Below are 19,581 nucleotides of genomic sequence, written 5' to 3'. Positions count from 1 at the left end.
CTTGGCACGGCGCTGTGCGAAGCGTCAGAGACCGTCAGCTTCAACCGCGGGCAAGGCGCCGTGGTCTTGCGCGGTGCAGCAGCCATCGCCGCGAGCGCGACGACGGCTGGGGCTCGTCAGGGCGCTGTGCGAAGCGGCGGAGACCTACAACTTCGACCGGCGGAACGAGCGGCGCTGCCCAACAGCGAAGCCACAAAGCTGTATAACGGGGCACGCGTTGACCCGCGAGCGCCGTAGGTCATCGTAACAGACGGCAAGGCGTGAACGCACGCGGGCGAGTGCCGAAGACAGAGTGGTCGCCCGCGGGCGCGGAACGGGCGGTGAAATTCGCCACTGCCGGCGCTCGGCGGGTCGAACGCGAGTTATACCGTGGTGGCAGCACGGTAGTTCGGGGAGCAGAGACCCTTGGCGGGCGGCGCGTCATTGCGCGTTGATCTGGCCGACGGCGACCGCGTCGGCTGATGCCGCCTCGCGGCGAGATGGAACGGTGGATGAGCTTGCTCGACCAAAGTGCTAGCTTTCTCGTGTGCGCGGCGCGCTTCTCATCGGACTCTTGGTTGCCAACTGCGGCGGCCAAGTCCGAGACGAGGGCAGCGCGAGCGGTGGGAGCGGGGGCGGCGGTGGACACGCGACCGGTTCTGGTGCTGCGGCCGGGAGCGGCGGGACGGTGGCCAGCGGCGCGACGACCGGCAGTGGCGCGACGGGAGGAACAGCGGGCGCCGGCGCAAGCGGCGGTTCTACTGCCGATGCGGGCGGCACGCCCAGCTGCTCGGAGGTGGCCAAAGCGATTGCGAAGAAGGCTCAGATTGTTGGGTCGTGTACGATCATCGTTCGCTTCACACAAACCACGCTGACGCTCTTGGGTCATCAGTGGGTGTGCGGGACGTACGCGCCCCCCGACGAGCTAGCCGCGCGCGCGACAGCGCAGCAGGACACCGGGTTCGGCAGTGGCGTGTTGCTCTCCGGCCCGGCGCCCGCGGACGCCTGGGTCTTTCTCGTTGAGCCACTGGACTTCGGCGGCGCTGCGGTCGTGAGCGCAAGGACCGGACTCACCGTGTTCGGCGGAGGGATCGTGTGGGCCGGGAAGGGCGATATCAAATGGCCGAAAACCTGGCTGCACGATCCGCTGGGCGAGGACTGCGCGCCGGTCTCGCTCCCCAAGGTTCGGAGCTTCGATCTCGGGACCGGAGGCCTGCCGCTGCCTGCGGGGGAGATCGACAAGGCGTTGAAGCGCGTACGCGCGACAGCGCTGCCATCGGGGCTCGCGCAGATCGGGGGCTACGACATCGTCTTGCTCCGATATCGGCCATCAGTGGGAGCCCAGGACCCATCCAGCGATGAGTACGTTGTGCTGTTCAACTCGGGCTGGATGGAGTGACGACGCGTCAGGTCGGGCCAGCGGTATAACGAATTGGCGTTCACCCGCGAACGCCGGGTCCTGAGTTTAGCAGAGCGCGAGGCGTCGCAGAGGCGGGCGAGTGCCGCAGACAGTGTGTCGCCCGCCGGCGCGGAACGGACGGTGAAACAGGGCATAGCCGGCGTTCGGCGGGTGGAACGACAAGTTATACAGTGCGCAGGAAACTCGGTGATTCTGGGCACTGAGGCTCCTGGCGTCGCCGTTTGTCGCAGCGCCGTGGTCTTGGAGCTCGGGTTCAGCGCTGCGCGGTTCTGGTTGCTCGGCGTTCGAGGACGAAACAGGAAGCGCCGCCGCGTTGGGCCACCAAGCAGCGCCGCCTTCTTCGCAGTGGGCACGGCCTCGAGCGGCACGACGGTCGGGGCTTGGCAAAGCGCGACCGGAGGCGTGAGTGACTTACGGCGGTGATGGAGTCGCGGCGGTGCTGGTTCGCAGCGCTGCCCTCCTCGACGGAAGAATCTGATCTGTATAACGGATGCGCGTTCACCCGCGAACGCGCGAGAACATCGTAACAGACAGCGCGGCGTTTTCGCAGGCCGGCGCAAGCCGTAGACAGAGAGGGCGCCGGCCGCCGCGGAACGGACGGTGAAACTCGCCATGGCGCGCGTTCGGCGGGTGGAACGCGAGTTATGCCGTGCGTCGGTGGTTCAGGGCGCGAAGCCGTGGGCGCCACCGTGCGGCGTGGCGCCGTGATCTCGGAGCTCGGCGCCAGCTGGCCCGGCTTCTGCTCTGCGCGCTACGGTCGGCAAGGCGCCGCGGCCTTGGTCGCAGCGCGGCTCGTTCAACAATCGGCTCGTGCGCCACCGCGATGACGGTCGGGGTCGTCATGGCGCGACCGGACGCGTGAGAGACTTTCGGCGTCAACCGCGGGCAACGCGCCGTGGGCTCGGCCGCGCTGCCTCCCGCCTCGAAGCGGAGGAACTCTGAATCTGAGACCGCAAAGACAGTCGGCAAGGCGCCGTGGGTCTTGGGTCACACCGGCATAACGAGTAGGGCGTTCACCCGCGAACGCCGGGGGTCATCCTACCAGACCGCGAGGCGCAGCAGCGCGGGCGCAGTGCCGCAGACAGTGAGGGCGCCCGCGGGCATCGGAACGGACGCTTGGGCAAGGCCACAACGGCGTTCGGCGGGTGCAACGACCAGTTATACAGGTCTTGGCACGACGGTGATTCTCGGAGCAGTGGCGAGGCGCGTGGGCTCGGCTCTGCTTGTCCGAACGGTACAGTCGTCATGGCGCCGTGGTCTTGGCCGCAGCGCCGCGAACTTCAACAGTCAGCTCCGCCTCGAGCGCGAGCTCGGCGGGGCTTGGCACGGCGCTGTGCGAAGCGTCAGAGACCGTCAGCTTCAACCGCGGGCAAGGCGCCGTGGTCTTGCGCGGTGCAGCAGCCATCGCCGCGAGCGCGACGACGGCTGGGCTCGTCAGGGCGCTGTGCGAAGCGGCGGAGACCTACAACTTCGACCGGCGGAACGAGCGGCGCTGCCCAACAGCGAAGCCACAAAGCTGTATAACGAGTAGGGCGTTCACCCGCGAACGCCGCGGGTCATCCTACCAGACCGCGAGGCGCAGCAGCGCGGGCGCAGTGCCGCAGACAGTGAGGGCGCCCGCGGGCATCGGAACGGACGCTTGGGCAAGGCCACAACGGCGTTCGGCGGGTGCAACGACCAGTTATACAGGTCTTGGCACGACGGTGATTCTCGGAGCAGTGGCGAGGCGCGTGGGCTCGGCTCTGCTTGTCCGAACGGTACAGTCGTCATGGCGCCGTGGTCTTGGCCGCAGCGCCGCGAACTTCAACAGTCAGCTCCGCCTCGAGCGCGAGCTCGGCGGGGCTTGGCACGGCGCTGTGCGAAGCGTCAGAGACCGTCAGCTTCAACCGCGGGCAAGGCGCCGTGGTCTTGCGCGGTGCAGCAGCCATCGCCGCGAGCGCGACGACGGCTGGGGCTCGTCAGGGCGCTGTGCGAAGCGGCGGAGACCTACAACTTCGACCGGCGGAACGAGCGGCGCTGCCCAACAGCGAAGCCACAAAGCTGTATAACGAGTAGGGCGTTCACCCGCGAACGCCGGGGTCATCCTACCAGACCGCGAGGCGCAGCAGCGCGGGCGCAGTGCCGCAGACAGTGAGGGCGCCCGCGGGCATCGGAACGGACGCTTGGGCAAGGCCACAACGGCGTTCGGCGGGTGCAACGACCAGTTATACAGGTCTTGGCACGACGGTGATTCTCGGAGCAGTGGCGAGGCGCGTGGGCTCGGCTCTGCTTGTCCGAACGGTACAGTCGTCATGACGCCGTGGTCTTGGCCGCAGCGCCGCGAACTTCAACAGTCAGCTCCGCCTCGAGCGCGAGCTCGGCGGGGGCTTGGCACGGCGCTGTGCGAAGCGTCAGAGACCGTCAGCTTCAACCGCGGGCAAGGCGCCGTGGTCTTGCGCGGTGCAGCAGCCATCGCCGCGAGCGCGACGACGCCTGGGGCTCGTCAGGGCGCTGTGCGAAGCGGCGGAGACCTACAACTTCGACCGGCGGAACGAGCGGCGCTGCCCAACAGCGAAGCCACAAAGCTGTATAACGATCGTCGCGTTCTCCCGCGAACGCGGGCTCTATCGTAACAGACGGCAAGGCGTAATCCGAGGCCGGCGCAAGCCGTAGACAGAGAGGGCGCCGGCCGTTGCGGAACGGACGGTTGGGCAAGGCCAGACCCGCGTTCGTCGGGAGCAACCGCGAGTTATACAGGTCTTGGCACGGCGGTAATTCCCGGAAAAGTAGCGAGGCGTGTGGGCTCGGCTCTGCTTGTCCGAACGGTCCAGTCGTCGTGGCGCCGTGGTCTCGGATGCGGCGCCGCGAACTTTGACAGTCGGCACCGCTTCGAGCGCGAGCTCGGTGGGGGCTTGGCAAGGCGCTGTGCGAAGCGTCTGAGACCGTCAGCTTCAACCGCGGGCAAGGCGCTGTGCGTCGCGTGAGCGGCGCTGCCCAACAGCGAAGCCACAAAGCTGTATAACGGGGCACGCGTTGACCCGCGAGCGCCGTGGCTCATCGTAACAGACGGCAAGGCGTGAACGCACGCGGGCGAGTGCCGAAGACAGAGTGTTCGCCCGCGGGCGCGGAACGGACGGTGAAACGCGCCACGACCGGCGCTCGGCGGGTCGAACGCGAGTTAGGCGGCATCACTCGCCCGGGTAGATCCGTTCCGGGTCCACATTGAGCACGACCTCGCAGTCGCAGCCTCCGCCCTGAGCGATGAGCGCAAACTCGACGAGTGCGGTGGGTAGCCCGCGCTCCTCAAGCCATGCTCGCGTCAGCCGTAGATCGTGCTGGCAGCCGACCGCCCGCACTTGAGTGTCGATGGAATCAATGAGCGCCAGAAGCTGGTCGGGTTCGAGCGGCATGCGCGCAAGGCGGGTCGCTGTCGGTCCAAATAGCGCGCATGGATCGGCGTTGACAAGCACGTCCCAGTCCGTCGCGACCCCGTGTTCGTTCAGGAACGCGATCGCTGGCACGCGGTCGTGGGAAGTAAGCCACTCCGTGGTGAGCGCAAGCGACTTGTCGCGGCCATCTCGAAATGCGCGCTCGGCGACGAAGGCGTACAACTCGTCGAGCTCCTCGCGCGTGAGTGGGGACCGGCTGGCGCGCGCCCGCTGACGAGCGTCGAGTTCCTCCTCAGCGAGGCGACGGCGCTCTTTCTTGGAGAGGCTCACTTGTCCGCCTAACGAGTAGGGCGTTCACCCGCGAACGCCGGGGGTCATCCTACCAGACCGCGAGGCGCAGCAGCGCGGGCGCAGTGCCGCAGACAGTGAGGGCGCCCGCGGGCATCGGAACGGACGCTTGGGCAAGGCCACAACGGCGTTCGGCGGGTGCAACGACCAGTTATACAGGTCTTGGCACGACGGTGATTCTCGGAGCAGTGGCGAGGCGCGTGGGCTCGGCTCTGCTTGTCCGAACGGTACAGTCGTCATGGCGCCGTGGTCCCGGCCGCAGCGCCGCGAACTTCAACAGTCAGCTCCGCCTCGAGCGCGAGCTCGGCGGGGGCTTGGCACGGCGCTGTGCGAAGCGTCAGAGACCGTCAGCTTCAACCGCGGGCAAGGCGCCGTGGTCTTGCGCGGTGCAGCAGCCATCGCCGCGAGCGCGACGACGGCTGGGGCTCGTCAGGGCGCTGTGCGAAGCGGCGGAGACCTACAACTTCGACCGGCGGAACGAGCGGCGCTGCCCAACAGCGAAGCCACAAAGCTGTATAACGAACGGCGTTCACCCGCGAACGCCGGAGAGCATCTTAGCAGAGCGGGAGGCGCTACAGCCGCGGGCGAGTGCCGAAGACAGAGTGGTCGCCCGCGGTCGTGGAACGGACGCTTGGGCAAGGCCAGACCGGCGTTCGGCGGGTGCAACGTCGAGTTAGCCAGCGTTGAAAATCGACGGTGAAGTTCCGTGCTTCGTCGGTTCCTGACGGTGAAAGTGGCGAAAGCGCGATGGACCGCGAGCAGCGCCGGTTCGTCACCGGTGGCTCCGCCTCCAGCGCCAAGACGTCTGGGGTGCGCGGGACGCGTGGGAACGCGCGAGTGACTTTCGAACTTCAACCGTCAGCGAGGCGCCGTGGTCTTGGCGGCGCTGCACAACAGCGCGCTAAAGTGCGGCTGGATAACGAGACACACGTTCACCCGCGAACGCCGAGCGTCAAGTCGTCAGTCGGCAGGGCGCAACAGACGCGGGCGAGTGCCGCATCAGAATGTTCGCCCGCGGGCGCGGAACGGACAATGAAGTCGGCAGGGCCGGCGTTCGGCGGGTGGAACGTGAGTTATGCAGGGCGTCGGAGCACAGACGGGCACGTATGCTACGGACCAGCACCGGTCGGGCCTGCAGGTGGTTTCGGCTTAAACCGGATCGGCACGACCGCGACGAGGCATCCCCGCTCGGGAGGTGTGGAGAACGGCCGCAAAAAGATCTGCCGGGCGCAATCGCGAACCGAGTCGGTCCGTAGGTCATCCTCAGGAAATTCCACCGCGGCGACAGAGCCGTCCTCGGTGACACGCACGCTCACGACCAGACGGCCGGCGAGAGCTGGGCTGTCACGGAGCGCACGCTCGTAACAGAGGCGGGTGTCGGTTGTACGGGCGCGTAGTTCGTCGACCAGCCGCGGGGTTGCGACGCCGCGGCAAGCCTCACCTGATGGATTTGCGCTTGGTCCGGCTCGGACAGGGTCGCTTGCACCCGGCGCCGCAGCGCTCGCGGTCGACGGTGCGGCCGGCGGCGGCGCCTGTTGAGGTTGTTGTGCTGCGCAGGCTCCGACCGATGCGGCAAGGATCAACATCAAGTGAAGAGGGTTAGAGGGGGACATGCGCAGCAAGGGGCTTAGGCATTAATCTGCATAACGAGTAGGGCGTTCACCCGCGAACGCCGGGGGTCATCCTACCAGACCGCGAGGCGCAGCAGCGCGGGCGCAGTGCCGCAGACAGTGAGGGCGCCCGCGGGCATCGGAACGGACGCTTGGGCAAGGCCACAACGGCGTTCGGCGGGTGCAACGACCAGTTATACAGGTCTTGGCACGACGGTGATTCTCGGAGCAGTGGCGAGGCGCGTGGGCTCGGCTCTGCTTGTCCGAACGGTACAGTCGTCATGGCGCCGTGGTCTTGGCCGCAGCGCCGCGAACTTCAACAGTCAGCTCCGCCTCGAGCGCGAGCTCGGCGGGGGCTTGGCACGGCGCTGTGCGAAGCGTCAGAGACCGTCAGCTTCAACCGCGGGCAAGGCGCCGTGGTCTTGCGCGGTGCAGCAGCCATCGCCGCGAGCGCGACGACGGCTGGGGCTCGTCAGGGCGCTGTGCGAAGCGGCGGAGACCTACAACTTCGACCGGCGGAACGAGCGGCGCTGCCCAACAGCGAAGCCACAAAGCTGTATAACGAGTAGGGCGTTCACCCGCGAACGCCGGGGTCATCCTACCAGACCGCGAGGCGCAGCAGCGCGGGCGCAGTGCCGCAGACAGTGAGGGCGCCCGCGGGCATCGGAACGGACGGTGAAAAGAGCAAGGCGCGCGTTCGGCGGGTGGAACGCGAGTTATACCGTGGTGGAACCACGGTTGTTCGGGGAGCAGCGACCGTTGGCGTCGCAGCGCGCCGCGACGCCGTGATCTCGGAGCTCCGCGACAGCTCGCCCGTCTTCTGGTCGATCGGTTCAGTCGGCAAGGCGCCGTTGTCTTGGTCCCAGCGCGGCTGCTCAACAGCCGGCTCGTCCTCGAGCGCGACCACGGTCGGGGTCGGCATGGCGCGACCGGCCGCGTGAGAGACTTCCATCATCAACCGCGGGCAAACCGCTGTGGTCTTGGGCCGCGCTGGTTCGAAGCGGAGGAACTCTGAGACCGCAGGGTCGAGAGAACAGCGGGCTCGGCGCGGTGGTCTTGCGTGATCGTTTCCGGTCAGGAGACAGCGGTATAACGAACGGCGTTCACCCGCGAACGCCGAGCATCATCTTATCAGACCGCGAGGCGCAGCTGAGCGGGCGCAATGCCGCAGACAGTGAGAGCGCCCGCGACGCGGAACGGACGGTGAAACACGCCATCACGGCGTTCGGCGGGTGCAACGTCGAGTTATGCGGCACTCGCGAGGTGAGGTTGAAACCGGTCGCAGCGCTAGCCGCAGGGCACCTGGCACTTGACCGTCGTGGCAGTCACCAGGGTGCACGCCTCGTGAGGGTCGGTGCAGTATTGAAGGCAGACGTCGTCGTGGCGCCACTCGCCGACCTTGGAAAAGCCCGTCGCCGCCGCGTCGAGTGTGACGGAATGCGAGGGGCAGTCGGTGTCTGTCTCACCAGACTGCACGGTGCAGGCCTGCACGGCAGTCGCAAGGACGGCGAGCAGAAGCGCGTTGCAGTGCCGTGGCATGGTCCTCATTGGCCGAATAACTCCAAATTCTACCTATCTCGATAGCGCGTCGCCAGCTCTCGTCCAGGCACTTCGCTATACGCCTCCGCCGCGGTACTTGCCCGACTTCGTCACTCCGGGGTTTCGCCGTCATGCCGGCACTTGCGGGGAACGTGGCGCGCACACTTATCGCGTTATGCAGAACTGCCTAATCGCCCGCAGCCGTCCCCGTCAAGGACAGTTCCCGCTCGTCACCGTCTGACCGGTGTCCGGCACGTGGTCGCCACCCACGTCGGCGAACTTCAGCGGGATGGACTGGCAGGAGTACTGGCCGCAGTCGTCCATCCGCATCACGTGGGCGTGCGGGCCCGTCGAGTACCCGGTCGAGCCGGAGAGGCCGATCACCGTGCCGCGCTTCACCGACTGGCCGAGGGTCACGCTGACCTTGTTCAAGTGTTTGTAGGTGGTGAGCTTGCCGTCGCCGTGCTTCAGCACGACGTAGTTCGCGTACGGGTAGCAGGACGAACCGCCGCCGTTGTAGCAGGGGTCGCCAGGGCCGGTCTTGGCGTAGAGGTATTTCACCACGCCGTCCGCCATCGCGACCATCGGCGTGTCGAGCGGGATGGAGAAGTCGTAAGCGTAGGCGCTCTTGCCCTGGTGGCTGAAGTTGCCGTAGTTGCCCTGCGCGATCTTGGCGCTCTTGCCGCACTTCAGCGGCAGGTAGTAGCCGTCCGGCGCGGTGACGACCGGCGGCTTCTCGAGCGTGCACGCGGCGAACTCCCCCGAGATGTACCCGGTGACGCTGGGCGCCTTGATCTGGAACCAGAGATCGTTGCCGCTCACCGGCTCGCCCTTGACCTGCGCCAGCACGTCCACGATGTCGCCGTCGTTCAGCGTGCCGACCGCGGGCTGCGTGGTCGCCGGCGTCGGCCGCACGTTGAGCGTCGCGCCCGCGGCGACCTGGACCTCGACTCGCGGGCAGTCCGCCGTGCCTCCGCCGCCGCCCGTGCCGCCATCTCCACCTGCGCCCGCTGCGCCCGCTGCGCCCGCCGCGCCCGCCGCACCCGCCGCACCCGCCGCGCCAGCCGCGCCCGACGCGCCGCCGCTGCTCCAGCCGCCGCTGCCGGTCACGACCCCGGTGCCGGCGCTGCCACCGGTGTCCGAGCCGTCGTTCGAGTCGGATCCGGGGTCGAGCGCGCAGCCGGCCACGAGGACGCCCATCACCAGAGACACAGCGCGCATCACCCGCGGTCCAGTGCAAGCGTCGGACCAGCGCGGGCAGGCGGGAAACCCGCTAGATTCTTCGGGCGATCCCGCGTGACGCCAACTTGGGGTTGGCGCAGCGGGTTGCCGGCGCTCAGCGCACGACCAGCGCGAAGGGCAGCGTGGCCAGCGCCGTCTCGTCGTTCATCAGCGGGGCCAGGCCCGAGACGAACGGACGCAAGTCGGGCGCTACTGCCAGCCCGAGCGGCGCGCGTGCGGCGATCACGCGGCGCGTGGCCTCCTCGACCGCCTTGGCTTCGGCGCCCTCGCCCACCAGCAAGACCTCGAGCAAGCTCTCGTCCCGCCCAGCGACCTCGACCGGCGCGCGCTCGTCCAGCTTGCCGAGCTCGCGGGCGATCTGAAGCGCGCGGGACAGGCCGCCGAGGTCGTCCACCAGCTTGCGATCGAAGCCCTGCTGCCCGCTCCAGATGCGGCCCTCCGCGCTCTCACGCACCTGCTCTATGGGCAGCTTCCGGCCCTCGGCGACGCGCTCCAGGAAGAGCTGGTAGACCTCGTCCATCTGCTTCTGCACGCGCGCCTTGGTCGGGTCGTCCCACTTGCTGAGCGCGGAGAGGTAGGCCGCGCGGGACGCGGCGCCGGGCTCCGGGCTGGCCGGGAAGGTCACGGTGTTGACGCCGTATTCCGCGAGCGCGTCGTTCAGCACGAGCTTGCCGCCGAGCACGCCGATGCTGCCCACGATGCTGGTGGGCTCGGCCACGATGCGATCCGCGGCGCAGGCCAGGTAATAGCCGCCGCTCGCGGCCATCTCGCCGACGGAAGCGACGATGGGCTTCTTCTTCTGGAGCTCGCGCAGCTCGAACCAGAGCAGATCGCTGGCCAAGGCCGAGCCCCCGGGCGAGTCGATGCGTAACACGACGACCTTCACCGAGTCGTCTTTGGCCAGCTTGCGCAGCGTCTTGGTCAGCGCCTTGGCGGTGATGCCGCCGCTGTCGAGGAGCCCGCCCGGGGCCATGCTGATGGCGCCCTCCGCCGGCACCAGCGCGATGTGCGGCCGGCCGCCGGCGCTCTCGTCGGCGCCGGCCAGGATGCGGATCAGCTCGCCGATGTCGGGGCCCTCGGCGGGCTGGCTCTTGGCGCCAAAGCCCGTCGCCACGCGCTCGGTGGCCGCGCGCTTCTTGGCGTCGTCGAGCGCTTGTGCTTCGTAGCCGAGCTCGTCCACCAGCCCGCGCTCCTTCGCCTCGCGCGGCGACCAGGGACCGTTCTCCATGTCGGCGCGAGGCGCGCGGCCCTTCTTCGCGGCCTCGACGCCGTCGAGCCAGCTCTTGCGGATCGAAGCGAGCGTCTCCGTCAGCGCCAAGCGAGCCTCGTCGCTGGGACCATCTCGGGTCATCGGCTCCGAGGCGCTCTTGAACTTGCCGACGTGCAGGAAGTCGGCGCCGATCTTCAGCTTGTCGAGCGCGCTCTTGAAGTAGACGACCTGGCCGGCGATGCCCACGGAGGCGACCTCGCCGGCGGGGGAGAGCCAGATTCGATCGCAGCCGGTGAGCGCGACCCAAGCGCCGGCGTTGTCGAGCCCGTGGGCGTGGCAGACCACCGGCTTGCCCTTCTGGCGGATGCCGGCGAGCAGCGTGCCGATCTCCTGCGCCCGCGCGAAGCCCACCGCGCGCTCACCCAGGCGCACGAACACGCCCTTGGTGTCCTGATCGTCGCGCGCCCGCTCCAGCGCGCGCACCAGGCCCACGAAGGTGCGCGAGGCGGGCAGCGGGAAGAAGCCACCTTCAGCCGACTCGGGGGCGCCGCGGGAAATGTCGATCTCGACCAGCTTGCCCGTGGCGCCGGAGAACAGCGACGCGGCCGCGGACTTGCCGCCGCCGCCGTAGGGCCCGCTACGTGGTCGGCCCTCGCACGACAGCGACAAGGCCGCGCCGAGCACCAGCGCCAGCGCGGCGCGCCTCACGGCTTCACTCCGGGCAGATCCGTGGTGTCGATGTGAGGCTTCTCTTCCTTCTTCTCTTCGGGCTTCGGCTCCGGCGGCTTCTCTGGCGCCTTCTCCGGAGGTTTGTCCGAGCCGGTGCTGGGCGGAGCGGCAGGGCCTTCGCCCTCGCCGATGCGCTGCGCGGCCTTCTGCCCGTAGCTCGAGCCGGCGCCCGCCTGCTCCAGCACCCGGCGGTACAGCACCAGGGCGCCCTTGCGATCGCCGGAGTCCCACTTCTGATCGGCGCGCGCCACCAGCGCGGGCAGGTAGCTCGGGTTCTCCTTGAGGACCTTGTCGTACATCTTGGCGGCCGCCTCGGGATCCTTCTTCGCCTTGGCCACGTCCGCGAGCCCCGCCATGGCCTCCGTGTTGCCGGGTTCCTTGGCGAGGACCTCGTTGTAGAGCTGCTCGGCGCGATCGACGTTGCCGGACTTCATCGCGGACGCCGCTTGCTGGAGCTTCACGCGGAAATCGCCGGGCCCGCCCTTGGGAGCCTCGTCGTCCACGATGGGCGCCTGCGAGGTGTCGAGCATGGGCAAGCTCGCTGGATCGACCGCCGCGACCTCCGCGCCGGAATCGGGTCCGGCGTCGCCGGGCGTCGCGTGGCGCTTCACGAACGCGGCCAGGTCGTCGTAGAGCGGGTGACCCTCGGCCTTTGCGGCGTGCTTGTCGAGCTCGCTCTGGGCCTGATCGACCTGGCCGGCCCGCACCAGCGCGTAGACCAGCGCCGCACGCGCGCGACCCAGGGAGCGCTCCGCCTGCGCCGCGCTGCGCAGCCGATCGACGACGCTCGCCCAGACGGGCTGGGCCTCCGCGAGATCGAGAGCCGCCAGCACGTAGGCGTTCTCGCCGGTCGGGCTCGACGAGAGCGGCGCCACCAGACCGCGTGCCTCCTTCAGATCTCCGGCCAGGCGCAGGATGTCCACCCGCGAGCGCACGACCGCGGGGTCGTCGGGCGCGACCGCGACCGCACGCTCCAGGGCTTCCTTGGCCTTGCCGACCCGCGCGCCGAGCTGGCGGTGCGTGGTCTGGACCACCTGCTTCTCCGCCGGATCGAGCAGGCGGAGCTTCAGCCAGAGCGTGTCTGCGCGCATGGCTTCGAGCCGCGCCATCGCGGCCAGCACCGCCGCGTCTTTGTCGGCGAGCACGGACGCCTTGTCGAGCTCACCGCGTGCGCCTTCGAAATCGCCGTCGTCGAGCTTGCGTTCGGCCTCGGTCAGGAAGCCGGCGACGCGACCATCCGCGCTGGCCTGCGGCTGCGGCGCGGCCTGACGATACTGTTCCAGGTAGCGCCGGCCCACGGTCGCGGCCAGGAGCACGGCCACGCCCACGAGCACGAAGCCCGCGATCCAACGCGAGCGCAGGCGGCGCGAGTGGGGCTCCGGCATGTAGAGCGACGCTTGCTCCGCACGGTAGCCGCCCATGCGCACGTCGCTGGGGGTCGGCGAGTAGTCGAGATCCGGAACGGACTCGCGGATCATCACGTTCTTCGGCACCGCCGGCGCGGGCACCCCGGACGCGTCCGGAGGCAGCGCGTTGCGCGGCAAGGTGGGAGGCTCGGCGTCCATCTCCGGCTGGGTCTTCGCCAGCGGGTCCGCGGGCTTGGAGCTCGGCGCGCGAACCTGAACGTTGTCGGTCGGAGCCTCGCTCGACGTCTGGGTCGGCGCCTCGGTGTCGGGGATGCGCGGCGGTAGCACCGGCGGCGGCGGCAGCGCGTGGGGGAGCGGTCCAGCGTACGAGCCCGCTGCCGGCGGCGCGACGCCCACCAGGGTGCGCGCCTGCGCCGGCGCCCGGAGGCTGGCGCCGGAGCGACCGTGGAAGAACGGCTCGAGCTCGGCGATGGAGCCGAGCGGGCGTGGAGGTTGGTTGCCGCGGGCCAACAGGTCTTCCGGACCGACCTGCCGCTGCGCGATGCCGCGCTGCAACTCGCGCAGCGAGGTGTACACGAGCTCGCGCCCGGTCGCGGTGCGGACCACCCAGCGCTCCGGAACGGCCTGCTGCGCCTCGGGGTGCACCTTGAACTGGTGCCCGCAATTCGTGCACTTCACGGTGGTCCCACGGTCTGAGACCAGCGCGTCGTCGAACTCGTATTCAGTTCCGCAACGACCGCAGCGGACGTCCATCGAAGTGCCTCGGTAAAGCGGCGGAAAAACTTAGCATGAGGTCCCGGACCAGGGGGACTTTCGGATGCACCCCGGGCTTGAACGGGGCACATGCCTTGCTACGCTGTCGCACCAGCCGGCCCTGGAGGGCTGCGCGAGAGGCCTGGTCATGAAGCGAGCACTGCTCACGGGGTTTTTGTTGGTCGGGGCGACCTTGCTGTCCGGATGCCCGATCTACCCGGAGGACCGCCTGGTGTGCGAGACCAGCCTGGACTGCCCCGACGGCTACGCCTGCAGCGCGGCGACCGGCTACTGCTACCTGCCGAGCAGCGGCAGCGGGGGCGGGACGAGCGGCGGGAGCTGCGACGAGCCGAAGGACTGCGACTTCAACGAGACCTGCAGCTCCAAGGGCGTCTGCAAGACGGGCACCTGCAAGTTCCACGGCTGCGTCGCTGGATACACGTGCGCCGTCGAAGAGGGCACGTGGACCTGCGTGGGCGGCGGTAGCGGCGGCACCGGTGGCAGCGACGCCGGGAGCGACGCCGCGAGCGACGCCGACATCGACTCCGGCGTCGACGCGTCGTCCGGCGGGACCGGTGGCAGCGCCGGGAGCGACGCCGCGACGGGTGGCGCCGCAGGCAACGACGCCGCGAGCGGTGGCAGCGGCGGCAGCGACGCCGCGAGCGACTGAGCTGCCGCTCACTTCACGACGCGAAGCCAAGGCGGCAGCGGCTTCTTGCCTTTGCCGGTCGGCGGCTCCGACGGCGTCGCCGCGCGCGGCGAGGAGGCATCCGGAGTAGTGGACACGCGCGGCGCGTCTTCGCTGATGCCTTCGCCGGCGGCGATGGGCGGCGGCGCGGGGTCGGTGGCGACGGCGCCGAGCTCCTGGATCTTGGGGCCGGGCTCGCTGCTCGCCGGCGCCGGCGCCGGATCCGTCGCGGGGCCCGAGGTCGGCGGCTCGCTGGAGACGGCGCGCAGGTGCGCGCGCTTCGCGGCCTTCTCCTCCACTGCGGCGGCGGCCTTGGCGGCCTGCGCGGCGACCTCAGGCGGGATGTCGTCGGGCCAGACCATGGCGCGACCGTCCGAGCCCACCAGGGCGTAGATGGCTTTCCACGGCAAGAAACAGAAGAACGGCGAGCGATTGAAGCTGAGCGTGCACGAGATGCTGTCGTCGCTGACCTCCAGGTCGCGGATCGGCACGGGCATGTTGAGCCCGATTTGCAGCACCAGGTGCGCTTGCTTCTTGAACCACTGCGGCACGCGCACCTCTTCGGGGCGCGGGTCGAGGTGGACGAACACGTCGCTCTGCTCGAGCAACGCGAGCGCGACGTCCTTCTTGGCGGGGAGGCGCTGTCCGTCGGGGCCCATTCCCCGGGGCAAATACCCTCGGCCGCCGATGAACGCCAGAAGTGTCGGCAATTTGTCACCAAAATCGCTCGAGTTCGCCGGCGGGGCTGCCCCGACCTCGCGGCCTTGGTAGCTTCACCCGATGCGCCGGCGGCCCCATCTCGCCGATCGCCGCCTGGCACACGCCGCCGTGACGGCTGCGGCCTTCGCGATCGTCTCGTGTGTCGCCGGCGCCGCCAGCGCCCAGACCTCCGCGCTCTGGGGAGCCCACGGCGAGCTCTGGAGCCCTCAGAGCCGACTGCCGGATTTCTCCCACGCGGGTTACCGAGCAGGTGAAGCGCCGCTGCCGGATGTCCCGGTGGCCGTCAGCGTCCTCGACTTCGGCGCCAAGGGCGACGGCACGGCCGACGACGGCCCGGCGATCCAGGCGGCCATCGACGCGATCGACTCCGGGGCGGTGCTCCTGCCCAAGGGCCGCTATCGCCTGAGTCAGGTGCTGCGCGTCGAAAAGAGCGGGGTGGTGTTGCGCGGCGAAGGCTCGGGCCCGAGCGGCAGCGTGCTGGTCGTGGACACGAGCCTCTCCGACGTGCTCGGCGCCGACGTGAAGTGGTCCTACAGCGGCGGCTTCCTCCACTTCCGCTCGACCGAGGCCGGCTCTCTCGTCGCACCGGTGACGAAGGCCGCACCCCGGGGCGACCGCACGCTCTCCGCTTCGGCGGCGCTGAAACCCGGCCAGTTGATCGAGCTCCGCCAGGTGGACGACGGCTCCGGAAGTCTGGGACGGCACCTACACGCCGAGCTGGCTAACAGCGGCGACTGCGCCTACCAGGTGCCGCTCCGCTTCGACTGGCCGGTGCGCGTGGACGCCGTGGACGCTGGCGAGGTCTCGCTGCGGCAGCCGCTCCGCACCGACGTGCGCGCCGAGTGGCAGCCGGAGCTGTGGACGCTGCCAGCGCTCTCGGAGGTGGGCGTGGAGCATCTGCGCGTCGAGTTCCCGGACGTGCCCTACGCAGGCCACCTGAAGGAGCCGGGTTACAACGCCGTCTTCTTCAGCGACGGCGTCGTGGACGCCTGGGTCCGCGACGTGACCGTGGTCAACGCGGACGACGCCTTCCTCACCGAGTCGCGCGTGAAAAACGTGAGCTTCGTGCAGGTACGCACCGAAGGTCGCCCCGGGCACCACGGCTTCAATCTGAACCAGAGCGCCGACGTCTTGATCGACGGCTTCGTGCTCGACAGCGAGTGGTGGCACTCGGTCACGGTGGACCACCGCACCAACGGTACGGTGGTGACGCGCGGGCAGAGCGCGCTGCCCATGAGCCTGGACCACCACCGCGACGGCCCGTTCGAGAACCTGTTCACGGAGCTCGGCGCTTTCGGCTTTCAGAGCGGAGGCTCGGCCTGCGCCGGTCCCCAGGCGGGGGCCCGCAACACCTACTGGAACCTGGCCGCGCCCATGACGGCGCCGCTGCTCTGGACCGTGCTGCAGACGAACGTGGTCGGGGACCTCGCCCCGGAGCTCGTGCCGATCCAGACGCCGGATCGCGAGTGGCTGGAGCAGCTCGGCGCGCCGGATCCGGCGAACCTGTACGACGCCCAGCTCGCTGCGCGGCTGTGTGGAGCGCCCTCGAGCGCGTGCGTGCGCTTGGCCTGGGACGTGGCAACCGGCAGCTGCGTGGAGACGGCCCGACCGTGTGGGAGCGAGACCGCCGCGGAGCCCGGTGGGTGCGGGTGCAGCCTCTCGAGCCGAGAGGGGAGCGCGCGCTGGCTCGTGCTCGGGCTGGGCATCGCCGTCCTCGCGTGGCGGCGCTGGCGCTGAGCGCAGTCCCGCTCGGTTCGGGCCGGACAGAGGTTGAGAAGCGACGCGTTCTCGAAGAGTTGAGGACGGTCACGGGTACGGCGCGCGAGCAGGCGCAAATTCGCACTCGAGGTCAGGACGGGCCGGCGCTGGAGGTCGGGGCGTGGCTCTCGGGTGGCGCCGGGCGTTGGTGAAGCGCTGGCGGCGTCGGCGCAGTGGTCGAGCGCACGACGCAGAGCTCGATGACCGCGAGTGCGGCACTGCGTGCAGCTGCCTGGAGGGAGCGCCATCGGACTCGAGCTCGACGCGCAGCTTCCGGACCCACGGCGCTGCCGCTGACAAAGACAACCAAGGGCATCCCGTGCACGCCCGTTTGTTTGCGGGCGTGCGAGCAGCGTTTCAGCGTACGGTGACCTGAAGGAAGGAGCATCGAGACGTCGATTTCTCTTGACGCATTCTCGAGCGACGCGCGTTCGCGTTCGACGACCACGCGGGTGAGGGCCTCTCGCTCGCGCGTGGTGACGCGCTCGTGCGCGTTCGTGCGCGCGACGACGCGCGACGCTTTACGGTGCTCGAAACGCGCTCAGCGTGTCAGCAGCGAGCTCGAAAAATCGCGTGATATGCCAGAAAGCATGAACGCTCTCTCTTCGGTCTCCGACCACGAGCTCCGCGAGCGACTTTCGGCCGCCGTGAGCTCGGAGCGGTCGGCGTGCGCCAACGTCATCTTCCACCTGGCAGAGCTCGACCGCCGCAGGCTGTGTTGTTCCCGTTCCACGCCACACCACCGACAGCGATTCCGCGACTGCGGCAGACCGGAAGCGAGTTCCTCCGGCTCGGCCGGACTGTCTATTTCGACGCCTGCTCCTCGCTCTTCGCGTACTGCACCGAGCGCCTCGGCTATTCCGAGGACAGCGCGACCAAGCGTGTGCGTGTGGCCCGCCTGGCCCAGCAGTTCCCCCAGGTGCTCGATGACCTCGCCAGCGGCGAGCTCCACCTGACGGGGCTGTTCCTGCTCTCCGGCCACCTGACGGACGACAACGCCGAGCAGCTCCTCGCCGAGGCGCGAGGGAAGTCCAAGCGACAGCTCGAGGAGCTGCTCGCCCGCTGGTTCCCGCGGCCGGCCGTGCCGCCGACCATCACCCCGGTCACGCCCGAGCCGGTACAAGGGCAGTTGTCCACATGGTCCGGGGCAGGTACCCCGGCCCCGCCGGCCCAGGCGCCTCGCCCTCGCGTCGAGCCGCTCTCGCCGGAGAGCGTTCGCGTGGAATTCAGCGCCCACGCTGCGTTCCGCGACAAGCTCGAGCAGGCCCGGGCGCTGCTCAGCCACACGGTGCCCAGCGGCGACCTCGCGACGATCCTCGAGCGCGCGCTGGACCTGCTCATCGAGCGGGAGACGAAGCGCCGCGCCGGCGCGGGCAAGCCCCGCAAGCGCCGCGAGACGAAGCCGGGCTCGCGGCACGTTCCGGTGGAAGTCCAGCGAGCGGTCAGGGAGCGGGACGGCGACCAGTGCACCTTCACCGACGCCGAAGGGCGGCGGTGTTCGGCGACGCGCTTCTTGACCATCGAGCACATCGACCCGTTCGCGAAGGGCGGGCCCACGACGGTGGACAACTGCTGCTTGCTTTGCAGACCTCACAACGCCCACCGAGCGCGCCAGGTCTTCGGTGAGGACCACATCCAGAACGAGATCTCGGAGGCGCGAGCGAGGCGAAGACAGAGCACGCCACCGGCGCCACCAGCGCCGACGCCCGCGCCCGAGGGCGGCGTGTCCGAAAAGGTGCTCGGAGCGCTGGTTCGGATGGGGTTCAAGCGAGCGGACGCGCGGCGAGCCGTCGAGCAAGCGCGCCTCTGCGAGGTGGAGCCGCTGCTCGAGCCGATGCTTCGCGCGACGCTCGCCATTCTCACACCGTGAGACGGTTCGGGCACACCCCACGTCGAATGGGGTGTGCACGGATTGCCCTTGGTGGTCATTGTCAGCGGCAGCGCCGTGGGCACGCATGCGGACGAAGGAAAGGAGCTCATCTGTGCCTCGAACAGGTCGCACTCAACGCAGAGTCATCGGCATGCTCGTCAAACGCTTCGGCGACGCGCGCCTCGACGAGGTCCGCGACCCGCGCAACCCACGCGGGCGTCGCTGGCGCTCGGGCGGTGCGCGACCTCGGACTTCACTACCTGTTTGCCGTCAAGAGCACCCAACCCTCCCTCCACACCGAGGCCGTGCGCTGGATGGGTGGCCTGGAGCCTGACCAGGCCGCCGCCACCAGCACGGATCTCGACCACAGTCGCTCCGTCGTGCGGCGCATCTACCTCGGTGAAGCCCTTGCCGCGCCGGAAGGTTGGGAGCATCTCAGGACCGTGCTCCGCGTCGAGGTCGAGACCCTCGACTCCAATGGCGTCCGGGTCGCGAACGACAACCGCTACTTCGTCTCCAGCTTGCCACGCTCTCGTCTCACCGATGCCGAGTGGCTGCTCGTCGTACGGCGCCACTGGGGCGTCGAGACTGCCCATCAGCTTCTCGATGGCGCCTTCGCCGAGGACCATCATCCGTGGATCGAACAGAACCCGCGAGCCACGGTCGTCGTGATGGTGCTGCGGCGCATCGCATACACGCTGCTCGCGCTCTGGCGCGGGGTGACTTTGCGCAGCGACGAACAGCGTAGGCGGCCCTGGCGCGACCTGATGCGCGACATCTGGCTCTGCACAGTCAAGGCCACCGCAGAGACCCCTCGAAACTCGAGTGACCGCCGGCTCCCGCCGGCGCCTGCGTGACCCGTGCCGAGGCCTTCGCGCCGACCTGCTCTTTGACAGACTCCGCGTCGATCACCGCCCTCGGGCTCCTGCCCCCGTAGAGGCTCGATGGCACTTGCTCCTGTGCGGCCCAGTACCTCTCCA

12 protein-coding genes are annotated in these 19,581 nt (G+C 69.3%); 5 read left to right on the top strand and 7 right to left on the bottom strand.

Annotated elements, in window-relative coordinates; translation table 11 throughout:
* Window positions 1–526 precede the first annotated feature (526 nt).
* Window positions 527–1,378 carry a hypothetical protein gene (locus HS104_32715; protein ID MBE7484717.1) on the top strand — a complete coding sequence of 284 codons (852 nt, stop codon included), beginning with the start codon at window positions 527–529 and terminating at the stop codon, window positions 1,376–1,378.
* Window positions 1,379–4,566: 3,188 nt separating this feature from the next.
* Here HS104_32715 and HS104_32710 read toward each other — a convergent pair.
* From HS104_32710 to HS104_32685, 6 genes are all read right to left on the bottom strand, one after another.
* Entirely contained in the window at window positions 4,567–5,097 is a 531-nt protein-coding gene (locus HS104_32710) for a DUF2695 domain-containing protein (protein MBE7484716.1), read from the bottom strand.
* A 1,127-nt stretch (window positions 5,098–6,224) separates the two neighbouring features.
* Entirely contained in the window at window positions 6,225–6,701 is a 477-nt protein-coding gene (locus HS104_32705) for an AgmX/PglI C-terminal domain-containing protein (protein ID MBE7484715.1), read from the bottom strand.
* Window positions 6,702–8,012: 1,311 nt separating this feature from the next.
* Window positions 8,013–8,273, bottom strand: a complete 261-nt coding sequence (locus tag HS104_32700) for a hypothetical protein (protein ID MBE7484714.1) — start codon at window positions 8,271–8,273, stop codon at window positions 8,013–8,015.
* A 201-nt stretch (window positions 8,274–8,474) separates the two neighbouring features.
* Window positions 8,475–9,485: a peptidoglycan DD-metalloendopeptidase family protein gene (locus HS104_32695; protein MBE7484713.1), complete on the bottom strand. Its 1,011-nt coding sequence runs from the start codon at window positions 9,483–9,485 to the stop codon at window positions 8,475–8,477.
* 115 nt (window positions 9,486–9,600) lie between these two features.
* A complete protein-coding gene (gene sppA, locus HS104_32690; GenBank protein ID MBE7484712.1) occupies window positions 9,601–11,424 on the bottom strand; it encodes a signal peptide peptidase SppA in 1,824 nt (607 codons plus the stop codon).
* Window positions 11,421–13,565 carry a zinc-ribbon domain-containing protein gene (locus HS104_32685; protein ID MBE7484711.1) on the bottom strand — a complete coding sequence of 715 codons (2,145 nt, stop codon included), beginning with the start codon at window positions 13,563–13,565 and terminating at the stop codon, window positions 11,421–11,423. Before HS104_32685 ends, sppA begins: the two co-directional genes overlap by 4 nt.
* Window positions 13,566–13,713: 148 nt before the next feature.
* Here HS104_32685 and HS104_32680 point away from each other — a divergent pair, with 148 nt between their 5' ends.
* Window positions 13,714–14,235, top strand: a complete 522-nt coding sequence (locus HS104_32680; protein ID MBE7484710.1) for a hypothetical protein — start codon at window positions 13,714–13,716, stop codon at window positions 14,233–14,235.
* An 8-nt stretch (window positions 14,236–14,243) separates the two neighbouring features.
* On the opposite strand, the gene HS104_32675 is transcribed toward HS104_32680, so the two are convergent.
* Window positions 14,244–14,912, bottom strand: coding sequence for a hypothetical protein (locus HS104_32675; protein MBE7484709.1), 669 nt, complete (start codon window positions 14,910–14,912; stop codon window positions 14,244–14,246).
* A gap of 121 nt (window positions 14,913–15,033) precedes the next feature.
* On the opposite strand from HS104_32675, the gene HS104_32670 reads away from it, so the two are divergent.
* The 3 genes from HS104_32670 to HS104_32660 all read left to right on the top strand — a co-directional run bounded on the left by HS104_32670 (window position 15,034) and on the right by HS104_32660 (window position 19,458).
* Complete coding sequence (locus HS104_32670; protein MBE7484708.1) at window positions 15,034–16,710, top strand: hypothetical protein; 1,677 nt, start codon at window positions 15,034–15,036, stop codon at window positions 16,708–16,710.
* Between the two features lie 739 nt (window positions 16,711–17,449).
* Entirely contained in the window at window positions 17,450–18,601 is a 1,152-nt protein-coding gene (locus HS104_32665) for an HNH endonuclease (protein ID MBE7484707.1), read from the top strand.
* 236 nt (window positions 18,602–18,837) lie between these two features.
* Window positions 18,838–19,458, top strand: a complete 621-nt coding sequence (locus tag HS104_32660; GenBank protein ID MBE7484706.1) for a hypothetical protein — start codon at window positions 18,838–18,840, stop codon at window positions 19,456–19,458.
* Window positions 19,459–19,581: the final 123 nt, after the last annotated feature.

The organism is Polyangiaceae bacterium (genome assembly GCA_015075635.1).
GTDB lineage: Bacteria > Myxococcota_A > Polyangia > Polyangiales > Polyangiaceae > JADJKB01.
Note: the sequence above shows the minus strand (reverse complement) of the source record. Positions and strands in the feature narration are given on the sequence as shown.